The sequence below is a fragment of the Sphingobacterium olei genome, from assembly GCF_005048855.1.
Lineage (GTDB): Bacteria > Bacteroidota > Bacteroidia > Sphingobacteriales > Sphingobacteriaceae > Sphingobacterium > Sphingobacterium olei.
Window position 1 is genome coordinate 149,538 of the sequence record NZ_SUME01000004.1, and the last position, 18,831, is coordinate 168,368.

19 protein-coding genes and 1 tRNA gene are annotated in these 18,831 nt (G+C 38.1%); 6 read left to right on the top strand and 14 right to left on the bottom strand.

The annotated features are described in order from the left end of the window. Positions 1-14: 14 nt before the first annotated feature. Both FAZ15_RS10685 and FAZ15_RS10690 read right to left on the bottom strand, forming a co-directional pair. Positions 15-398, bottom strand: coding sequence for a DUF2752 domain-containing protein (locus FAZ15_RS10685; RefSeq protein ID WP_136901308.1), 384 nt, complete (start codon positions 396-398; stop codon positions 15-17). Beyond that, a complete protein-coding gene (locus FAZ15_RS10690; RefSeq protein WP_136901309.1) occupies positions 388-906 on the bottom strand; it encodes a CD225/dispanin family protein in 519 nt (172 codons plus the stop codon). Before FAZ15_RS10690 ends, FAZ15_RS10685 begins: the two co-directional genes overlap by 11 nt. Before the next feature lie 208 nt (positions 907-1,114). On the opposite strand from FAZ15_RS10690, the gene FAZ15_RS10695 reads away from it, so the two are divergent. After that, positions 1,115-2,248, top strand: coding sequence for a glycoside hydrolase family protein (locus tag FAZ15_RS10695; RefSeq protein ID WP_202912372.1), 1,134 nt, complete (start codon positions 1,115-1,117; stop codon positions 2,246-2,248). A gap of 160 nt (positions 2,249-2,408) precedes the next feature. Here FAZ15_RS10695 and FAZ15_RS10700 read toward each other — a convergent pair. From FAZ15_RS10700 to FAZ15_RS10725, 6 genes are all read right to left on the bottom strand, one after another. After that, a tRNA-Glu gene (locus tag FAZ15_RS10700) sits at positions 2,409-2,480 on the bottom strand. A 63-nt stretch (positions 2,481-2,543) separates the two neighbouring features. Next, positions 2,544-2,870, bottom strand: coding sequence for a bacillithiol system redox-active protein YtxJ (gene ytxJ / locus FAZ15_RS10705; RefSeq protein ID WP_136901310.1), 327 nt, complete (start codon positions 2,868-2,870; stop codon positions 2,544-2,546). Positions 2,871-2,882: 12 nt separating this feature from the next. Beyond that, on the bottom strand, positions 2,883-3,620 hold the full coding sequence (locus FAZ15_RS10710) for a hypothetical protein (protein WP_136901311.1): 738 nt from the start codon (positions 3,618-3,620) through the stop codon (positions 2,883-2,885). A gap of 209 nt (positions 3,621-3,829) precedes the next feature. After that, positions 3,830-4,318 carry a 6,7-dimethyl-8-ribityllumazine synthase gene (gene ribH / locus FAZ15_RS10715; protein WP_136901312.1) on the bottom strand — a complete coding sequence of 163 codons (489 nt, stop codon included), beginning with the start codon at positions 4,316-4,318 and terminating at the stop codon, positions 3,830-3,832. Positions 4,319-4,382: 64 nt separating this feature from the next. Further along, the gene (locus tag FAZ15_RS10720; RefSeq protein ID WP_136901313.1) at positions 4,383-5,039 is read right to left on the bottom strand and encodes a tetratricopeptide repeat protein; all 657 of its coding nucleotides are present in this window, start codon (positions 5,037-5,039) and stop codon (positions 4,383-4,385) included. 96 nt (positions 5,040-5,135) lie between these two features. Next, positions 5,136-7,049 carry a polysaccharide biosynthesis protein gene (locus tag FAZ15_RS10725; RefSeq protein WP_136901314.1) on the bottom strand — a complete coding sequence of 638 codons (1,914 nt, stop codon included), beginning with the start codon at positions 7,047-7,049 and terminating at the stop codon, positions 5,136-5,138. 159 nt (positions 7,050-7,208) lie between these two features. On the opposite strand from FAZ15_RS10725, the gene FAZ15_RS10730 reads away from it, so the two are divergent. Continuing rightward, the gene (locus FAZ15_RS10730; RefSeq protein ID WP_136901315.1) at positions 7,209-8,420 is read left to right on the top strand and encodes an alanine dehydrogenase; all 1,212 of its coding nucleotides are present in this window, start codon (positions 7,209-7,211) and stop codon (positions 8,418-8,420) included. Between the two features lie 210 nt (positions 8,421-8,630). After that, a complete protein-coding gene (locus FAZ15_RS10735) occupies positions 8,631-9,494 on the top strand; it encodes an alpha/beta hydrolase (protein WP_136901316.1) in 864 nt (287 codons plus the stop codon). A 2-nt stretch (positions 9,495-9,496) separates the two neighbouring features. Here FAZ15_RS10735 and FAZ15_RS10740 read toward each other — a convergent pair whose 3' ends face one another. From FAZ15_RS10740 to porX, 6 genes are all read right to left on the bottom strand, one after another. Continuing rightward, the gene (locus FAZ15_RS10740; protein WP_136901317.1) at positions 9,497-10,540 is read right to left on the bottom strand and encodes an ABC transporter ATP-binding protein; all 1,044 of its coding nucleotides are present in this window, start codon (positions 10,538-10,540) and stop codon (positions 9,497-9,499) included. 94 nt (positions 10,541-10,634) lie between these two features. Continuing rightward, the gene (locus FAZ15_RS10745; RefSeq protein WP_136901318.1) at positions 10,635-11,438 is read right to left on the bottom strand and encodes an outer membrane beta-barrel protein; all 804 of its coding nucleotides are present in this window, start codon (positions 11,436-11,438) and stop codon (positions 10,635-10,637) included. A gap of 1 nt (position 11,439) precedes the next feature. Continuing rightward, complete coding sequence (locus FAZ15_RS10750) at positions 11,440-12,249, bottom strand: hypothetical protein (RefSeq protein ID WP_136901319.1); 810 nt, start codon at positions 12,247-12,249, stop codon at positions 11,440-11,442. A 1-nt stretch (position 12,250) separates the two neighbouring features. Continuing rightward, entirely contained in the window at positions 12,251-12,790 is a 540-nt protein-coding gene (locus FAZ15_RS10755) for an RNA polymerase sigma factor (RefSeq protein WP_136901320.1), read from the bottom strand. A gap of 67 nt (positions 12,791-12,857) precedes the next feature. Beyond that, positions 12,858-13,274, bottom strand: a complete 417-nt coding sequence (gene tsaE / locus FAZ15_RS10760) for a tRNA (adenosine(37)-N6)-threonylcarbamoyltransferase complex ATPase subunit type 1 TsaE (protein ID WP_136901321.1) — start codon at positions 13,272-13,274, stop codon at positions 12,858-12,860. 13 nt (positions 13,275-13,287) lie between these two features. Next, positions 13,288-14,841 carry a T9SS response regulator signal transducer PorX gene (gene porX, locus FAZ15_RS10765; RefSeq protein ID WP_136901322.1) on the bottom strand — a complete coding sequence of 518 codons (1,554 nt, stop codon included), beginning with the start codon at positions 14,839-14,841 and terminating at the stop codon, positions 13,288-13,290. A 243-nt stretch (positions 14,842-15,084) separates the two neighbouring features. Between porX and FAZ15_RS10770 the strand changes: the two genes are divergently transcribed. Genes FAZ15_RS10770 through FAZ15_RS10780 form a run of 3 tightly spaced genes read left to right on the top strand, consistent with a single transcriptional unit; the run spans position 15,085 to position 18,828 of the window. Further along, entirely contained in the window at positions 15,085-16,356 is a 1,272-nt protein-coding gene (locus FAZ15_RS10770) for an HD domain-containing protein (RefSeq protein WP_136901323.1), read from the top strand. A 23-nt stretch (positions 16,357-16,379) separates the two neighbouring features. Continuing rightward, positions 16,380-17,408 (top strand): UDP-3-O-(3-hydroxymyristoyl)glucosamine N-acyltransferase, encoded by a 1,029-nt coding sequence (gene lpxD, locus FAZ15_RS10775; protein WP_136901324.1) that lies wholly within the window; start codon positions 16,380-16,382, stop codon positions 17,406-17,408. A gap of 28 nt (positions 17,409-17,436) precedes the next feature. After that, a complete protein-coding gene (locus tag FAZ15_RS10780) occupies positions 17,437-18,828 on the top strand; it encodes a bifunctional UDP-3-O-[3-hydroxymyristoyl] N-acetylglucosamine deacetylase/3-hydroxyacyl-ACP dehydratase (RefSeq protein WP_202912373.1) in 1,392 nt (463 codons plus the stop codon). The last annotated feature ends 3 nt before the right edge of the window (positions 18,829-18,831 follow it).

Genomic DNA, 18,831 nt, shown 5'->3' on the forward strand with positions numbered 1-18,831 from the left:
TCGAACAGGATTTTTTATGCCATATTTCTAATAATTGTAAAGGCTATTATCAACGCTAGTAAAATCTGTATGGCACGCCGTCCGTATAAAAATTTACGCAATTTCAGTTCATTGAGTGTAGGTTTGGGCACAAGCTGTAAGTAAAAACCCGTAGCAATGTAAGGTGCCAGAAAAAACAACAATTGATTTTGTGCGAAAGCTTGTTTAAACTGTCCATTTAAGAGGTAATGTACAGCACGCTGTCCTCCACATCCAGGACAATCTAATCCTGTCATATGCTTGACGGGACATTTAGGAAACAACATATGTTCAACGGGATTAATATATTTATAGAGTAAAAGTAACCCAACTAACCCCAAAAATATCAATACGAAAAAGTATAATCTTTTAGAAGCCATCAGACAAGCCTGTAAATATTGCTAACCCAAATATGCCAAAATAACCTATCCACAGTAATACAGATGCACCGATATTAATCAACATCCATTTCTTCGCATTAGCTGAATCTGCTTCTGCTCCTATAATATCTCCTGCATAGAATTTTTTCTCTACGCGTGACGCGTAAATAATAGCAGGAATTCCCAAAGGCCAGCAACAAAAGATCGTCGTCAAAATTGTTTCGACCAAGTAGGTTTTCGGTGGTCTTTGGTAATTGGCTGCCGATGACTGAGAGGATGTATATTGCTGTGTTGTCGATTCAAATTCCTCTGATCGAGGAATGGAAGGTGGGTTTATAGAATCGTTTTTGAGTATGCTTCTTAATTCCGGAACCTCACCGGCTTTCGTCCATGTAACAAGATCCTCTGTCCAAATCAAGGTATTCGGACCTATATTTTTAGCACTCAACTCTTCTAGGGTAAATGGTCCATAAGAATTATTACCCTCTGTATAATGATATTTTTTCATTGGTGAAGTTTTGTTTAGTATCTTACTAAGAATAAAGTTAAATAAAAAGCTTTGCATTCGCGAACCTAACATCGGTTCTCTTCGCTTCGGCTTTTGAGAATCTATTTACGGAGGAAATATAATTGAATAATGTGGAATAGAAAAAATACAATTTGTAATTTGCTTGGAACATCTTTTGTCCTAACAGTAATCAAGATCAGCTCAAACTATGGATTTTAATAAACACAATCGAAGAAATTTCATAAGAACAGTGGCCGGGCTATCTCTCGTAGCCCCTTCTGTCGGAAGGAGCTTCTCACGAAAGCTGGCCATCGCCGACAAACGGGCGTTTATTGACCGACTATTGCCCGCTATCAAAGGCGGAGGTTTCGCAATGGACGATTATTGGATCTGGGATCCATCGGTCATCAAAGGCCCAGATGGCAAGTACCACATGTTTGCTTCTAGGTGGAGCAAGCGATATGGTTTCGGAAACTGGGTGACAAATTCGGAGGTTGTTCGGGCAATTTCCGATCGCCCAGAAGGACCGTATTCTTTTGTGGAGGTTGTTCTTCCGGCTAGGGGAAAACAATTTTTCGATGGCTGTACGACCCATAACCCACGTATTGTAAAGTCCGGAAAATACTATGTCCTGTACTATTTCGGGAATACCTATAAGGATCCCGCTCCTTCATTCGAGGAGGATGTTTGGTCAACGGGTCTTGCACAGAAGGCGTGGATGGCCAAGAGGGTAGGGATGGCCTATGCGATATCTTTGGATGGTCCGTGGGTGCGAACGGAGCGACCTATCATCCAGCCAAGGCCGGGTAAGTGGGATGCTTCCATAACTTCCAATCCATCTCCCGTGGTCCTGCCCAACGGGGAGGTCTATCTGATCTATAAATCTTCTGCGATCAACTATGATCCTCCGCTTCTTTTGGGTGCTGCGAAAGCTAAAACGTTCAGCGGTCCCTATGAACGATTATCGAATGAACCAATCTTTTCCTTCCATACTGAAGATAGAGCCGAAAATGATGTTGAGGATCCGTTTGTATGGTGGTCAGGGGACCGTTATGAACTAATCATGAAAGACCGCTTTGGACATATCTGCGGAGAAGAGGGAGGTGGGATTCATGCCTATTCGCGAGATGGGCTCAAATGGGAATTGTCTGATCCGGTTAAAGCTTATTCAAAACATATCAAATGGGACGACGGAACAAAAACCGTTCAGGCGAACTTCGAAAGACCATTTCTTTTGTTCGAGGACGGGAGGCCTACCCATCTTTTTGCCGCGACGGGGAGTGGTTCTGGAAGCTATCAGTTCGACAAGACGTGGAATATGGTAATTCCCCTGGCGCCGTAATGTGTTTGGGAAATCAACGCTTATAACGTGGCGACTGCTTCTGTCGACCAGTCAAGCTCAAGAGGGGGGAGTGAGAATGCTTAAAAAAAAGAGTTTTGACTGTAAGAAAATAAAAAAGGTCTGCAAGCTTGGTTTGCAGACCTTTTGTTGTAATCTTTAGTAGCCCGTAGGGGAATCGAACCCCTGTTTCTAGAATGAAAATCTAACGTCCTAACCCCTAGACGAACGGGCCATTATTGTTTCGGTGTGCAAATATAGAATTTAAATAATAATATTCAAAAAATAATTTAACTTTTTATAGAAATTTAATCAGCTCGCTCATTTCAATATCCTGATGGGAGGCATGATATAAGCAGACATTACCCCTGGTAACCAATATTTGGGGAGATTCGTGCTGTACGTTCCATAATTCTGCTATTTTATTGGATAACGATCGGTTGGCTATTAGGTCCAGGTAATAGAATTTCGCGCCCGCTGGAACGAGTTCTTTTTCAAATTCTAAACTTCTTTTTGCCATACTGCTCACTGGACACCGGGTACTGTGCTTAAATAATACCACGGTTTCGTCGTTCGCATAGATTGTATCCAATTGATCTGTTGTCGAAAGTGTAATCCAGTTCATGATTGTTGTAAATTATAAAGTTGTGAATTTGCCTTCTTCCATGTCTGTGAATGCGGCAACTGTGGTAAATATACAATGTTTTGAAGGCGAGGTGGCGTGTTTAAAGACGGTAGGGAGATTTAGTCCGCCGCCGACATCCTTATATCCACTAATGATATATGTACTTTGATTAGTCTCTGATCGAATGATTTGGCTAGTGGTGTTTAATGCTATTTTTCCGTTAAATGTAGATCCGTCAAACAACTGTGCACTAGATATTGGAAATACGGTGGTCTTCTCCGCATTGATTATCTTTTGAGACGGTGATCCGGCCGTTGTATTGCTCTGGTCAAAAGACGACGGTAAAAATAATAATCTCGAGTCTTGAAAAAATTGTTCTATTATTTCTGGAAAATGGGATGAGTTAAATGCTGAGGACGCCTTTGTTTCGACTCCATTTAGATACAATTTATCTAATTGTTTGCTTTTATAATTGAACAGTAAAACTATACTGTGATTAGATTTAGTCTTACCTTCAAATCTACAGCGTCCATCAGATTTATCGATCAAAAATGTTCTTTCGGATGATAAGTACTTTGTAATCTCGTTACCTTGAGAGGTGAAAAGAATAAATTTTGTAGATTCCCATTTTGATTTACCTCCTACGCCTTCCCATACCGATGGCAGGCTGATGTTTTCTTGAGCGATTAGGCTCGTAGAACGTTCCGCCAGTAATGAGAGCAATACCAACATGATTTTTAGATAATTCATATTTTGGAATTTATTCCCCATAGGGGGTGAGTAGCCCACGATACAAATTTATTATCGTGTTCTTGACTTCTTTTTGGGGTAAGTATTATATGCAGCACAAGTGGCGTGTGAGCCACATGAAGATAGTATCGTTGTGCCAACAATAAGCAGTCCTAATAAAATGAGTGAAAAATGCTTCATATCTAATAAAGTTCAAAAATGATACCAACCTAAAAAGCCTTATGAATATGTGCCATTTGGATAGCAGTAATAGCGGCTTCTTCACCTTTATTGCCATGTATGCCCCCTGCACGATCAACAGCTTGCTGTTGATTATCCGTAGTTAATACGCCAAATATAACAGGTTTATTGTATTTGATACTAACATTACTGATTCCATTAGCTACAGCGTCACAAATAAAATCAAAATGCCTTGTTTCACCTTGAATAACACAACCTAAACAGATGACGGCATCAAATTTACTATCGCGTAGAATAATGTCTGCTCCGGTGATTAGTTCATAACTACCTGGAACTTCAATTACTGTAATGGAATCTTCAGAAGACCCATGTTTAATTAGACCATCTAATGCTCCGTTTAATAGCGCGCCGGTAATTGCAGCATTCCATTGTGCCACAACAATTCCAAAGTGAAAGCCCGTAGCACTTTTTACTTCAATGTGTGAAAAATCAGATAAATTTTTTAATCCACTTGCCATATTTATGCTAATTAAAAAGGCTGCTTATCGTAAAGCAGCCTTGATTTATAATACGTTTTCTAAATTATTGTTTGGCCTGAGCGCGAGCAATTAAAGCGTCAATAGTTGCTGCTTCTTGGCTTTCAGGAAAATCGTTGCGAATACGTGTATACGATTCTTCAGCACTTTTGTATTCATTTAACTGCTCTTGCACTAATCCTAGTTTTTTCAGAAATAGCGGTGTTGTGTAAGAATTAGAAGCCTTATTGGCTGCTTTTTTATACAAGTCAGCCGCTTTCTTGTAATCGTGGCTTTCTGAGTATGCATCACCTACCATACCCGTAACCAGTGGGTCTAGGATCTCGCTTCCTGTATCAGAATATTTTTGAAGATATTTAATCGCTTCTTGAAAATTACCTTGGCGCAAATATAAACCACCTAAGTAGGCGTTGGCTATGTTTGCAGATTTTGTATTTGAATATTCGTCCGCGATTTCTTTAAAACCTAAGAACGAACCGTCTCCGTCAATAGCTTTTTTCTGTAGTGAATCGATTAAAGCATATTCCTCTGCTTTGTACATCGCATCTGCAGCAGTTTCAGCTCGTGGCGCTAGATACAATTTTTGATAACCAATATATAATAATATAAGGACTAATATACCACCAATGATGAAGGTGATACTTTTTTGGTTATCCTGAAAAAATGAACCTTTTTTCTCTGTTGTATTGTTGTTCGTTGACATTAGTTTTATTTAAATATAATACGGAACGCAAAATTACACTTTTCTCAAATACTTACAAGGGTAATTTGCATAAATTGCTAATAATATGATTTTTACTTATTGAATGACCTGTTCTTGGTCTAATTGTTCGTAAATTGAGTTTTGACTTTTAAATTCAGGGACGATTGCTTTCATTTGACGTACAATATTCAGATTGTTCTGTGTTTTAATTACCTCAAATAAAATAGAAATTTGTTGGTTGATTGAATCAAAGTTGTTTTCTCTAACTTTTGCGATCATGATCTTTTGATGGTGAGTGGGGAGTGTATTCTCGAGGTCATTCAATAACTCCTCATATAGTTTTTCACCGGGACGCAACCCTGTGAATTTTATATCAATATCCTGATAAGGAATATAACCTGAGAGTTTTATCATCTTTACGGCTAAATCCACGATTTTGACAGATTTTCCCATATCAAAGACGAAGATTTCTCCGCCATTTCCCATACTGCCAGCTTCGATTACCAGTTGGCACGCTTCAGGTATGGTCATGAAGTAACGGGTTATTTCGGGGTGCGTGACAGTTAGAGGGCCTCCCTTTTCAATTTGTTCTCTAAAACGAGGTATTACCGAGCCGTTTGAACCTAGTACATTTCCAAAACGCGTGGTGATAAACTTCGTGCCGTCTTTTCCATTTTTCTGTAAAGTATTGTTTAAAGACTGCACATAAATTTCCGCAATTCTTTTGGTGGCTCCCATAATATTAGTTGGGTTGACGGCTTTGTCGGTTGATACGAATACAAATTTTTGAACATCAAATTCAACCGAGAGATTCGCCAAGTTGTAAGTACCTATCACGTTCGTTCGAACTCCTTCTATGGGATGGTTTTCCATCATTGGGACGTGCTTATAGGCCGCAGCATGATATACATATTGTGGTTTGAACGTCTCGAAAAGTGCACGCATGCGGTCTAGATTTTTTACATCTGCGATAAATGAATGATAGACTTGATTCTTAAAGTTTTCCTGCAAATCCAATTGTAGATTATGTAACGGCGATTCGGCCTGATCACATAATATAATTAATTGGGGTTCGTACTTGCCTAATTGTTTGGCAATCTCACTTCCAATAGAGCCTGCAGCCCCGGTTACTAATACCCTTTTCCCTTTTATCTTCTCTAAAATAGAGTCATTGTCTATTTTGATGGTAGATCGTTCAAGTAGATCTTCAATCTTTACTTTCTTAATCTGATTGGGAGTTAAGTCCCCGTTCATGATATTTTTGATGGGAGGAAGGGTCAGTACGTGCACATCATTTTCTAGACAAACATCGATGATCTCTGATTTTTTCTCCGGACTAACCGCATGAGTAGCAAAAATTAATTCATCGACAGTCAATTTTTTGAGCCATTTGGAGAGCTCAGTAGTGCCGTAAATTTTTACGCCGTCGATAGATTTACCTATTTTGGATGTATTGTCGTCTAGATACCCAACGATTATTTTATTTGTAGAAAGGTCATGATCAAAGGTTCTTTTAACCGCTATTCCTAGATCGCCCGCACCAAAAACTAATACATTTCTCTTTACTCTTCTAGATGTTTTTGTGTATTGAAAGAAAATTTTGATAGAAGTTCTATAGGTAATTAATGCTGCGAATAGAAATAAGGCATAAATAATTATTAATTTTGAATCTAGAACAGTAGGCAGCTGCAAAGCTAGGGCGATCAGCTTCAGTGTGAATAGAATAATAATTGTAAAAAGAATGGTGGACAAAATGCGGATTGAATCTACGGCGCTTGTATATCTGATAATTCCTGCATGTAATCGGAATACCCAAAATGAAATGCCTGTGATAAGCATACCATACAAAAATTGGGTGGCAAAAACACGAGCAGATAGACCGGAAAAATTAAAATTATTAAACAAGGTATATGCTACCGTAAAAGCGACAGCGGCAACCATTAAATCTAATAAAAATATAATCCACCTTGGAACAATTTTAATATGATTGATTAGCTTTAATAATTTCATTATTATCAATAAGTAAATAAATTACAAAAGTAAAACAAATAGCGATTTCGTTCTAACTTATATGCAAGATAAATTAAATTAGTGATTTTTAATGCTAATTATTTTATATATTTCGTTTATAAATACTTTATCTAAGTTTAATAATTATCACGTAAAGTAATGAGTAATCTATCAAAGATAGCCCAACAAGCTTTTTCGCAAACTCAAGAGGCATTTATGCCTATTGGGAATAAAAAAAATAGTTTGGTGATTGGTATTCCCAAGGAAATCGTTTTTCAAGAAAAACGAGTTGCATTGACACCATTATCCGTCGCTCTTTTAATAGAGAACGGACATAAGGTGATTTTAGAATCTAAAGCAGGAGAAGCATCAAATTTTTTGGACCATCACTATAGTGAGCAAGGAGCACAGATCGTATCCGATCGGGAATCTGTATTTAAAGCGGATATTATTATTAAAATAGCCAGTCCGACGTTAGAAGAAGTCGCGTTGATGAAAAATAAGCAAATCTTGTTCTCCAGTCAACAACCCTCTTTGTTACAGCAGCAGGTGTTAAATGCTTTAATGAAGAAACAAGTGACAGCTTTATCGTACGAATATCTTCAAGACGAAGGAGGACATCTCACAGTAGTGAGGGCCATGAGTGAGATTGTAGGTGCTACTTCTACGTTAATTGCTGCAGAATACCTGTCAAATGTATTTGGAGGGAAAGGCTTGATGTTGGGAGGAGTGACCGGTGTACCCCCTACGGAAATGGTCATTATCGGTGCTGGAACGGTAGGCGAGTTTGCTGCCCGTACGGCGATTGCTTTGGGAGCTCAGGTAAAAGTCTTTGACAGTTCTGTCTATCGATTAAGAAGATTACAAAATAATGTAGGATCCCGGGTTTTTACATCTGTGATGCAACCCATTATTTTGAACAAGGCTGTTGTTGCCAGTGATGTGGTAATTGGGGCGCTCCGCGCAAAAAATGGTCGATCTTCTTGTGTAATTTCCGAAGATACCGTATCGAAGATGAAACCGAATTCTGTGTTGATTGACGTCAGCATCGATCAAGGAGGCTGTTTTGAAACTTCTGAGATTACGACCCATGATCATCCTATATTTAGAAAATACGACGTCATTCATTATTGTGTTCCTAATATTGCGTCGAGAGTAGCGCGTACTGCCACCTATGCGTTGACAAATATCTTTACGCCAATCTTGTTACACATTGCCGAATGCGGAGGGTTGAGCAACCTAATTTGGTCGCATCAGGGAGTGCGTAATGCGGTATATCTTTATCAAGGTAGTCTAACGAATAAGGATATGGCCGATAAATTTAAACTACCCTTTAAAAATTTGGATTTAATGATCGTTGCAAATCAATAACAACGAACTGGGTTGATCTTTATCGATTAATGGATGAACTTAGCATTAAAAAATGCGAAGCATTCATGAATTCCATTGAATACAAGTGTAAATGAATAACCGAGCTTGCGAGCTCACCAAGTAATTAAATGCATATGAAATACTCATGTTCCAAAAATACAAACACACATGAATATTCCATATGGCAATTGAAAGTCAAATAATACACATATGAAAAGTACTTCTTTATTTTTAGTTTTGATGATGATATTTACTGTTTTTGCCATAGGGCAAGAAAAGCTCGAATTATATACAGGTAATCTCCCGAATGCTAAGGAAGGGGCGGACCTTGGTGAAAATATACCTGAATTGTATTTTTATAAACCAACGGAAATAAAGCATAAGATTGTTTTTTTGATTATTCCGGGAGGCGGTTATTCCCACGTTGCAATGAAACATGAAGGACATGATGTTGCGAAAACCCTTTCGGACCTGGGTTATCCTGCATTTGTTTTACGTTATAGACTACCCAAGGCGGATCAGATGTTGGATAAGCGAATAGGGCCAATTCAAGACGCTCAACAGGCACTTTCTTATATTCGTATCCATAGTACATCGTTAGGTATAGAACAGGGAAAAGTGGGCGTTTTGGGTTTTTCTGCCGGCGGACATCTTGCGTCAACGTTATCGACACATTTCGAGAAGGATTATTTGGATAAGGGATTGTCTTCCGCCACGTTAAGACCCGATTTTTCGGTGCTCTTATATCCTGTTATATCCTTGGACGATGATATTACGCATAAAGGATCGAAGACAAATTTAATCGGTCCTGATTTTTTGGAATCAGATGTAACACATTTTTCCAACGAGCTGAACGTCAACAAAGATACACCGCCTACTTATTTGATGCACGCAATAGATGATAAGGTTGTGCCTATTCAAAATGCAGAAAGATATTTAGAAGCCCTTCAGAAAAATGGGGTAGCGTGTAAATTGTTTGTATACGATACCGGAGGTCATGGTTTCGGCATGGTCAATAAGACGGACACACGCTCTTGGCTTGATGACATGATAAATTGGTTGGAGAAGTTGTGAACTTAAAACGTAATGTAGTTACTAAAGCTCACATGTACTTGGGTGTTTCTCGGTAATGGAATAGACTGCTTGGCAATAGCTCTAATCGATATGTTATTGTTCCCGATTAGGTATTCGCTATAAAATCCACGAAATATTATCTCTTTTATCCAGAATTCGCCGGATTGGTCTGCTGTAACATCTATCCATTCCTGATGGACAGCTACTTTCGTAGAAGTATTCAGGCCAAATACAGGAGATTGGGATGGTGTTAAAATATTGCTTTTTGCTAATAAAAGAGCTGTGTAGGGATCATTAGGAGAATAATATAAATCTTTAGGAATACCTTGATCAACTATTTTTCCATTACGCATTACAACTAGCGCGTCAGCCATTCCGAGTACCTCCGCGGGGTCGTGCGATACTAAAACTACAGTTAAACCTGTTTCTTCTACGATGTGCCGGATATCATGTTGAAGGGAATCACGAAAAGCTGCATCTACTTGATTGAACGGTTCATCCATTAAAAGAACTTCCGGTTCGTTGATAAGCGCTCTGGAAATAGCGACACGTTGTTTTTCGCCACCACTTAGATCCGCAACACGGTGCTGTGCCAAGTGGTCGATTTTAAGTTTTTCCAGAATAGCCTGGGTTTTATTTTTTTTATTTTCCAAATCTGTATTGGAAAGCTGGGATGCGATATTGTCCCATACTTTCGCATATAGATTAAGATCGTCGAATCCCTGTGAAACCAATTTCATGGCGTCATGTCCAGGAATCAGTTTGTCTTTACGTGTTGGTACAAGCCAGCCCCTGTATCGTACTTCTCCGGTATCGGGCTCCAGAAGTCCGTAGATTAATTTCAATAAAGTACTCTTACCCGATCCGGATTCTCCGATGATAGCTGTAATTGTGTTTTCTTCAATAGAAAAATCAACATGATTTACAGCGACTACATCCTCTTTGCCTTCAAAAATGCAGGAAATGTTTTCTCCATGAATGAGGCGCAAACCCTCTTTTTGAATATCTGTAGGAATGTATTTGCAGGAAGCCGAGTTATTGTTCATAAAAATAAATGCCGAACTTTTTGTTCGGCATAAAATTACATTAAAACTTAGATAAATTTTAAAATTTATTTATAGCGGAAATTAGGTATTTCTTTTAAAATCCTAAGGTAAAACCGAATGTAAAATTGTTTAGACCTGCTTGTGCAGGGCTGTTTTCAAATACGTCATTTACATAGTATTTTGCGAATAATCCAAAATCGTCGTATCCGATCCGTACAAATGGCCCATATTGGAAGCTACTTAAATTATAGTTGTCTCTGAATTTTTGTTTTCCATTGGCATCGCTTTTTAATCGCTGTGTTCCCTTCAGTAAGATGCCCGTCATCGCACCAAAAGCCACTTTTACACGATCGCCATTACGAAGCTTATTACTGCGCCATTCGAAAGCCAATGGAAGTCGCAAGTAGGTGGAGGTCAATACATTTTTTTTGTACCTGACATCGTTTTCATCGACTATTTGGTAAGATAAGCTTGAGCTATTTTCCGTTAGTAGAATATTTTTTTCTAACCTTAAGTAATTCCACTCAAAACCACCTGAAAGATAGGTTTTGAAATTGTCACTGAATCGCAATCCGACCTGTAATATGTCAAACCCGAAGTTAGAAGCTTTTTTGTAGCTTAAAAATTGGTTATCATCCGATAATGTGAATTTGCCATCATCCATTATTCTTGAAAACCCCCAATCTATTCTCGTAAATGTCATTCCACCGAAGAATCGTGGGTACTTTATAGCCTCTTTCTTGTCCTTGTCGTCCACTCCAAAATTGATGCTCAACTTCGTTTTATGTTCAGCGGTATCTAGGGAGAAGATACTATCTTTTTCTTGAGCGCGCGAAGCTGTTATGCCTGAAAACAAGATCGCTCCAAAAATTCCAAATTTAATAATCGCTTGTATCATGTTATTTTCTTTTTTTAATACGGTTTTTTACTAATGAGTTTATAAAATCTATCCGAATAGAACCTTCATCGTCCGAACGGAATCTGACATCTTTTTTTGCACTGATTTCGATATTTTCAGAGATCGCATTTAATATGTTAGTCACGACGGTGTTGTTCTTTTCAACAGGTTGGGAGGCATACATGTTGTCAACTTCTTCTTCTGGCTCGATCAGTGGTTTTAGCTGTTCTACTTCTGTTACCTGTCGGACAGGTATTTGATTGGAGATATCCTTGTTCGGCACATCGACGTCGTGGGTCGCTATTTGAAAGGATTTTTCTTCTGTCTCTTCAGGAGTATATACATTTTCTACATGGTCTTGAGTTTTCCGTGTTACAGTATGTGGTGCGCTGACTTGTTTAGCTGATACCACTTTTTTGTTGAGAGTTGCTTGCGCTAATACTTTTTTTAACGGTTTTATATTTTGTTCTTCCGCCGTACTTGTTTGCGCTATTCTGGTATCCTTCTCGTTTTCTGTAGTTTCAGGCATGGGAGCAATTTCTATTTTTTCTATTTGTTTTGGATTGGAGTTGTTTGTTAACCTTGTGTTCTCCTTTCCTTGGTTTAAATAAACTGCAATACCCATACTGAGCAGTAAGACAGCCGCTGCAACGTACTTTAGAAAGCTGAACTTATTCCTTTTAGATAAAATAGCGATGTTATCTTCTTTATCCAATTCGGCTTCGATTCTTTTCCACATATCGGAAGGTGGATTAGATTCTGCCTGCTCGAAAGCATCTCGAAACAATTTGTCTATATCTTTTTCTTCCATGTTATCTCAGTTCTAGTTTTATTAATTTTTGCTGAAGCCATTGTCGAGCTCTTGAGAGTTGTGATTTTGAATTCCCCTCGCTGATCTCCAATAGGTCAGCTATTTCTTTATGCGTATAACCTTCGATCGCGTACAGATTGAAGATCGTCTTATAACCTACGGGAAGCATTTGAATGATAGTGAGTAAATCTTTGTAAGAAGTTTGATCTGCTCCCAGTTGACTGACTAATTTCATATGTTGATCTTCATCCAACGCTTCTGCATAGTTCAATTTGTTTTTGCGATGCGTCTCAATAGCGGTATTAATCATTATTCTTTTAATCCATCCTTCTAAAGAACCTTTCCCGTCAAAAAGATGATGCTTGGTAAATACCTTTACAAAACCATTTTGCATGATATCGTCGGCTTCCAACGTGGTATGTGCATATCGCATGCACACCAAATGCATCTTTTTTGAAAAATAGTGATAAAGTTGAGATTGTGCTTTTCGATTTTGCACTTTGCAATCTTCCCACACTTTATTTAGATTAATATTTTCCAATTTTTAAGTTATTTATGAGGAAGACGCGAAAGATGGAAAAAAGGTTGCATGGGTATGCAGTAAAAAATTATTTTTTTTCGATATATATTGTACGATGTTGATTTTCAGAAACTTTTATTTCTACGGTAACGTAGGATTCGGGCAATAAATTGGGGATTTTTTCTGACCATTCTACAAAACAGTAATTCCCGGAGTAAAAATATTCTTCGTACCCCAAGTCGAATGCTTCTGACTCGTTTTTCAACCGGTAGAAGTCGAAGTGGTAAAGAGGGCCATTGTCTGAATGGTATTCGTTGACTATGGAGAAAGTTGGACTTGAAGTGTGGTCATGGACACCAAGGACAAGACAGAGCTCATTTATAAAAGTTGTTTTTCCGGCACCCATCTGACCATAAAAAAGAAAAATCCTTTCATCTGCAAATGTGGAAATTATTTGTTGAGCCGCTATGCTCAATTCGGTTAGCGAATGTACAGGTATGATCATACCACAAAATTATCTATTTTGTGGTATATGTAGCATACGGAATGATCATTTCTTCCAAAGATATTCCACCATGCTGAAATGTTCCGTTGTAGTAATTGACAAATTGATTGTAGTTATTAGGGTAAACAAAGTAGTAATCGTCTTTTGCAAAAACAAAAGTCGAACTCATATGCAGTTTTGGAAGTTGTGCTTCATGTGGGTTTTTGATCATAAATACGTCTTTTCCCACATAGTTGAGGTTCTTACCCTGCTTGTACCTCAGATTCGTATTTGTATTGCGATCGCCGATTATTTTACTTGGTTTTTTTACACGGATTGTTCCGTGATCAGTGGTTACAATTACGCGAACTTGACGTTGTGCAAGCCATTTCAATACGTCTAATAATGGAGTATGTTCAAACCAGGATAGGGTTAAGGACCGATATGCTGCTTCGTCGTTTGCCAATTCTCTAATCATCGCGACATCCGTACGGGCATGTGAAAGCATATCGACAAAGTTATATACCAGTACATTCAGGTTATTTTGCATGAGATTATTGATGTTATCAAAAACATCTTTGCCCTGATCCAGTGTCAACACTTTTGTGTAGCTGTGTTTGATATCCCGTCTGTATAATCTCTTTATTTGGTCTGCAAGAAACTTATCTTCGTGTAGATTTTTACCTCCCTCATCTTCATCATTTTGCCACAGGTCAGGAAATCTTTTTTCCATTTCAAGAGGAGTTAATCCACTGAATATCGCATTTCGCGCATACTGTGTCGCGGTAGGCAATATACTATAATAACTGGTTTCCTCCTCCAGTCGGAAATAGTCGGTGATCACATCATTGATTATCTTCCATTGATCGTAGCGTAAATTGTCTATTAGAAAAAAGAAAGTAGGTTTGTCTTCTTGAAGGGAAGGAAACACTTTCTTTTTGAACAGCTGATGGGATAGTATTGGAGCCTCATCCGGATTTGCAATCCATGACGTGTAATTCTTTTCAATGTACTTGGAAAAGAGTGTGTTGGCTTCTGATTTTTGCATAGTAAGAATTTCATGCATACTTTCGTCCTCCAGTTTTTCCAAAGACAATTCCCAATAAATTAATTTCTTATATGCATCTACCCATTCGGTATAATCCAAATCATTGTTCATGATCGAGCCCAAGTTGCGGAATTCCTGTTGGTATGCCATCGACGTTTTTTCACTGACCAGTCTTTTGTTTTCAGTGAATTTTTTGATGGTCAACAATATCTGTTTAGGATTAACAGGCTTTATAAGGTAATCGTCTATTTTGGCACCGATAGCATCTTCCATAAGATGCTCTTCTTCATTTTTGGTTACCAAAACAGTTGGAATAGAGGGGTTAATGCTTTTTAGGATGCTCAATGTTTCTAAACCAGTGAGTCCAGGCATGTTTTCATCTAAAAACACCAAATCAAAGGGCTCATTTTTAAAATTTTCAACAGCATCATTGCCATTATTTACAGTTTTTACTTTGTATCCTCTTTCCTCTAGTAAAAGAATGTGAGGTCTTAAGAACTCTATTTCATCATCTGCCCATAGTATATGTGTTTTCGCCATAATTCCAGTGTTTTTCGTTCTATTAGTCTGTATAGAAAGTAAGCTGTTTGTAAAAATAAAAAATGAAACGTCTTGAAAATCTTCGTAGTGACGCTAACATACCCATAATAGGTGCTTTAAGACTTATTTTTAACATTAATTAACTACATTCTATGTATCTTTGCCCTATCTTAGATTACTTGTATACTGTCATTTTAGTAGGCAAGTCTAAATCTAGATAAGATTTACTAAAATTTATACTTTTTGAATAAGAAAAAAATAATTAATGACCCTGTTTACGGTTTTGTATCAATCCCGTCGGGTTTTATTTTTGATCTTATACAGCATCCTTTTTTGCAACGTCTAAGGTATATCAAGCAAGTGAGTATGACTCATTTGGTATACCCCGGAGCTTTGCATACACGATTTCAACATGTGGTCGGTGCTATGCATTTGATGCAGTTAGCCATAGATACGTTAAGAAGTAAAGAGGTATTGATTACGGAGGAAGAGGAGGCAGCGGTTCTGATAGCTATTCTGTTACATGATATTGGTCACGGTCCTTTTTCACATTCATTAGAACATACTATCATAGAAGGTGTTTCGCATGAGGTTATTTCCGCATTATTGATGAACAAATTGAATACACAATTTGGGGGCAGGCTGGATCTAGCGATTACAATCTTTAATGACCAATATCACCGAAAATTCTTACATCAGCTGGTATCGGGTCAACTGGATATTGATAGGATGGATTATCTCAACAGAGACAGTTTTTTTACAGGTGTCTCCGAGGGAGTAATTTCTTTTGATCGTATTATAAAAATGTTGACGGTAAAAGGCGATGAATTAGTCGTCGAGGTAAAAGGTATTTATTCGGTAGAGAAATTTCTTATTGCACGTAGATTGATGTATTGGCAAGTATACTTGCATAAGACTGTGATTGCAGCAGAACAAATGCTTATAAAAGCATTAGCACGAGCAAAAGAATTGAGCAATGAGGGAAGAGAACTATTTGCCACACCGGCCCTGAATCACTTTTTGAGAAATAAAATAACAGCAGTTAATTTTGAAGAAGACCCCATTCATCTAGCTTGGTTTACAAAATTGGATGATACAGATATTATGTCGGCCTTAAAAACCTGGTGTGATCACGATGATTTTATTCTTCGGACATTGTGTAGTAAATTGATGCAACGTGATCTTTTCCGTACGGAAATGCGTAATTATGATTTTACGGATATCGAATTGGATGAAATTAAGAAACAAGTGAAAAGCTATTTTAGATTGAAAGATAATGAAATTGATTATTTCTTTTACCATCAGGTTATTCAAAACAGTGCTTATAGTGCAGAAAGTAGTCCCATTAAGATCGTAAATAATAAAGGGGATCTTACGGATATTGCGGAAGCATCCGACTTGTCGAATTTGGAAGCACTCTCAAAGCGGGTCGTAAAATATACCATATCATATCCTAAGGAAATTTCATTGTCGGATCAGTATGATATTGAAAATAAAAAAGTTAAAGTTAATTAAGAAAAAGATACATTTGTAATTAGATGCAAATTACAGCACAACAGATTGCCACATTTTTAGAAGGGAAGGTAGACGGAAATCCAGATGAAGTTGTTTCTCAATTGTCAAAGATTGAAGAAGGAACTCACGGTAGCTTATCGTTCCTGTCTAATCCTAAATACGAGCACTACATTTATGATACAGATGCAAGCATTGTCATTGTGAATGATAACTTGGTGCTTCAGAAACCTGTTAAAACAACGTTGATTCGTGTTAAGAATTCTTATACTGCTTTTACTGAAGTGCTTAAGCTCTATAATAGTTTGCGATTAGAACGTAGTGGGCGGGATGAGAATATTTTTGTACATGATACTGCGATCATTGGTGAAGGAGGATACATTGGAGGGTTTTCTTATATCGATAAGCAGGTGAAGATTGGTAAAAATGTCAAAATATATCCGCGGGTTTATATTGGTGAAAATGTGACGATAGGTGATGACACAACGTTATTTCCGGGGGTAACAATATATTACGATTGTGTTATTGGAAAAAATGTAATCATCCATTCTGGCACTGTTATCGGCAGTGATGGTTTTGGATTTGCACCAAAAGAGGATGGAACATACGATAAAATTCCTCAAATAGGGAATGTAGTCATCGAAGACAATGTGGAGGTAGGTGCAAATACAGTAATAGATAGGGCTACATTGGGATCGACTGTGATTCATGAAGGAGCCAAATTGGATAATTTAATCCAGATCGCGCATAACGTAGAGATTGGTAAAAATACCGTGGTCGCTGCTCAAACTGGAATTTCAGGAAGTACAAAAGTAGGCGAACACGTTGTATTAGGAGGGCAAGTGGGAGTAGTTGGGCATATCACGATTGCAAACGGTTCTCAGGTACAGGCGCAGTCAGGGATTAATAAAAGTATTAAAGATGCAAATAAAAAATGGGGTGGATCGCCTTCGACACCCTATTCAAGTCAGTTGCGCTCGCAAGTATTGTACTCAAAATTACCTGAACTAGAAAAACGCATCGCAGAGCTGGAAAAACAACTAAAAAATAAATAAAACCAAATATTGCAATAAAATGATGGATATGAACGTGAAGCAACGGACGATTAAATCTAATATTACCATATCGGGTGTTGGTCTGCATACGGGGAAATATGTTACAATGACGCTGATACCTGCTCCTGAAAATCATTGGTTTAAATTTAGGAGAGTAGATTTAGAAGATCAACCCGTTGTTGCTGTCGATGCCGATAATGTTTCAGATACTTCTCGCGGAACAACTATTTCACAGAATGGAGCTTCTGTAAGTACTATTGAACATTTAATGGCCGCATTGATCGGTCTTCAATTGGATAATATTCTGATTGATATTGACGGACCTGAAGTGCCTATATTAGACGGAAGTTCTGCAATCTTTGTTCAAAAGTTAAACGAGACAGGGTTTGTTGATCAAGATGCTGACCGTGATTTTTACGAAATAAAAGAAAATATCCACTATGGCGAACCGGATCGAAAGGTCGAAATCGTAGCGATGCCTTTGGATGGTTATCGCCTTACTTGCATGATAGATTTTAATTCATCTGTATTAGGAAGCCAACATGCCTCTGTAAGTACGATCAACGAGTTCACTAAAGAGATTTCCTCTTCACGTACTTTTTGTTTTTTACACGAATTGGAAACCTTGGTTAATAAAAATTTGATTAAAGGTGGCGATTTGTCTAATGCTATCGTTATAGTAGACAAAGAGGTCAGTGATGAAGAACTATCGAAGCTGAAATCACTTTTCAACAAAGAGGTCACTGTAGCGGATGAAGGGATTCTGGACAATATACAATTGCGATATCAAAACGAACCCGCAAGACATAAATTACTTGATATGATAGGTGATTTGGCGTTAGTAGGACGTCCTTTAAAAGGTCATATTATGGCGGCACGACCGGGGCATGCTGCGAACGTGGCTTTTGCAAAACGCATTAAAACCCAGATAAAAAAGGATAAAGGCCGTAAGAATGTAAAAGCTTATGACCCCAATGTTGCACCAGTATATGACACCGTTCAGATCATGAATATTCTGCCTCATCGTCAACCGTTTTTGATGGTGGATAAGATTCTGGAATTATCTGAGACACATGTGGTCGGCTTGAAAAATGTGACGATGAATGAAGATTTGTTTATGGGGCATTTTCCCGGAGCTCCTGTTTTTCCCGGGGTTCTTCAAATCGAGGCGATGGCGCAGACGGGGGGGATATTAGTGCTTAATACAGTTCCCGATCCAGAAAATTGGTTGACTTTATTCTTGAAAATCGAAAATGCGCGTTTTAAGAATCAGGTTCACCCCGGTGATACCATTATCTTTAGTTGTGAGCTTCTAGAACCTATTCGTAGGGGTATCGCACGTATGAAAGGTGTTGGAATGGTCGGAGATAAAATAGTAAGTGAAGCCGAATTGATGGCTCAAATAGTTAAAGTTAAATAAATT

What these genes read in the sequence shown, in the direction of transcription:
- FAZ15_RS10695 (WP_202912372.1), top strand. Translation starts at nt 1,115, where the DNA reads ATGGATTTTAATAAACACAATCGAAGAAATTTCATAAGAACAGTGGCC.
- FAZ15_RS10745 (WP_136901318.1), bottom strand. Translation starts at nt 11,438, where the DNA reads ATGATACAAGCGATTATTAAATTTGGAATTTTTGGAGCGATCTTGTTT.
- ytxJ (WP_136901310.1), bottom strand. Translation starts at nt 2,870, where the DNA reads ATGAACTGGATTACACTTTCGACAACAGATCAATTGGATACAATCTAT.
- FAZ15_RS10730 (WP_136901315.1), top strand. Translation starts at nt 7,209, where the DNA reads ATGAGTAATCTATCAAAGATAGCCCAACAAGCTTTTTCGCAAACTCAA.
- FAZ15_RS10750 (WP_136901319.1), bottom strand. Translation starts at nt 12,249, where the DNA reads ATGGAAGAAAAAGATATAGACAAATTGTTTCGAGATGCTTTCGAGCAG.
- ribH (WP_136901312.1), bottom strand. Translation starts at nt 4,318, where the DNA reads ATGGCAAGTGGATTAAAAAATTTATCTGATTTTTCACACATTGAAGTA.
- lpxD (WP_136901324.1), top strand. Translation starts at nt 16,380, where the DNA reads ATGCAAATTACAGCACAACAGATTGCCACATTTTTAGAAGGGAAGGTA.
- tsaE (WP_136901321.1), bottom strand. Translation starts at nt 13,274, where the DNA reads ATGATCATACCTGTACATTCGCTAACCGAATTGAGCATAGCGGCTCAA.
- FAZ15_RS10690 (WP_136901309.1), bottom strand. Translation starts at nt 906, where the DNA reads ATGAAAAAATATCATTATACAGAGGGTAATAATTCTTATGGACCATTT.
- FAZ15_RS10720 (WP_136901313.1), bottom strand. Translation starts at nt 5,039, where the DNA reads ATGTCAACGAACAACAATACAACAGAGAAAAAAGGTTCATTTTTTCAG.
- FAZ15_RS10685 (WP_136901308.1), bottom strand. Translation starts at nt 398, where the DNA reads ATGGCTTCTAAAAGATTATACTTTTTCGTATTGATATTTTTGGGGTTA.
- FAZ15_RS10735 (WP_136901316.1), top strand. Translation starts at nt 8,631, where the DNA reads ATGAAAAGTACTTCTTTATTTTTAGTTTTGATGATGATATTTACTGTT.
- FAZ15_RS10780 (WP_202912373.1), top strand. Translation starts at nt 17,437, where the DNA reads ATGAACGTGAAGCAACGGACGATTAAATCTAATATTACCATATCGGGT.
- FAZ15_RS10725 (WP_136901314.1), bottom strand. Translation starts at nt 7,049, where the DNA reads ATGAAATTATTAAAGCTAATCAATCATATTAAAATTGTTCCAAGGTGG.
- porX (WP_136901322.1), bottom strand. Translation starts at nt 14,841, where the DNA reads ATGGCGAAAACACATATACTATGGGCAGATGATGAAATAGAGTTCTTA.
- FAZ15_RS10740 (WP_136901317.1), bottom strand. Translation starts at nt 10,540, where the DNA reads ATGAACAATAACTCGGCTTCCTGCAAATACATTCCTACAGATATTCAA.
- FAZ15_RS10710 (WP_136901311.1), bottom strand. Translation starts at nt 3,620, where the DNA reads ATGAATTATCTAAAAATCATGTTGGTATTGCTCTCATTACTGGCGGAA.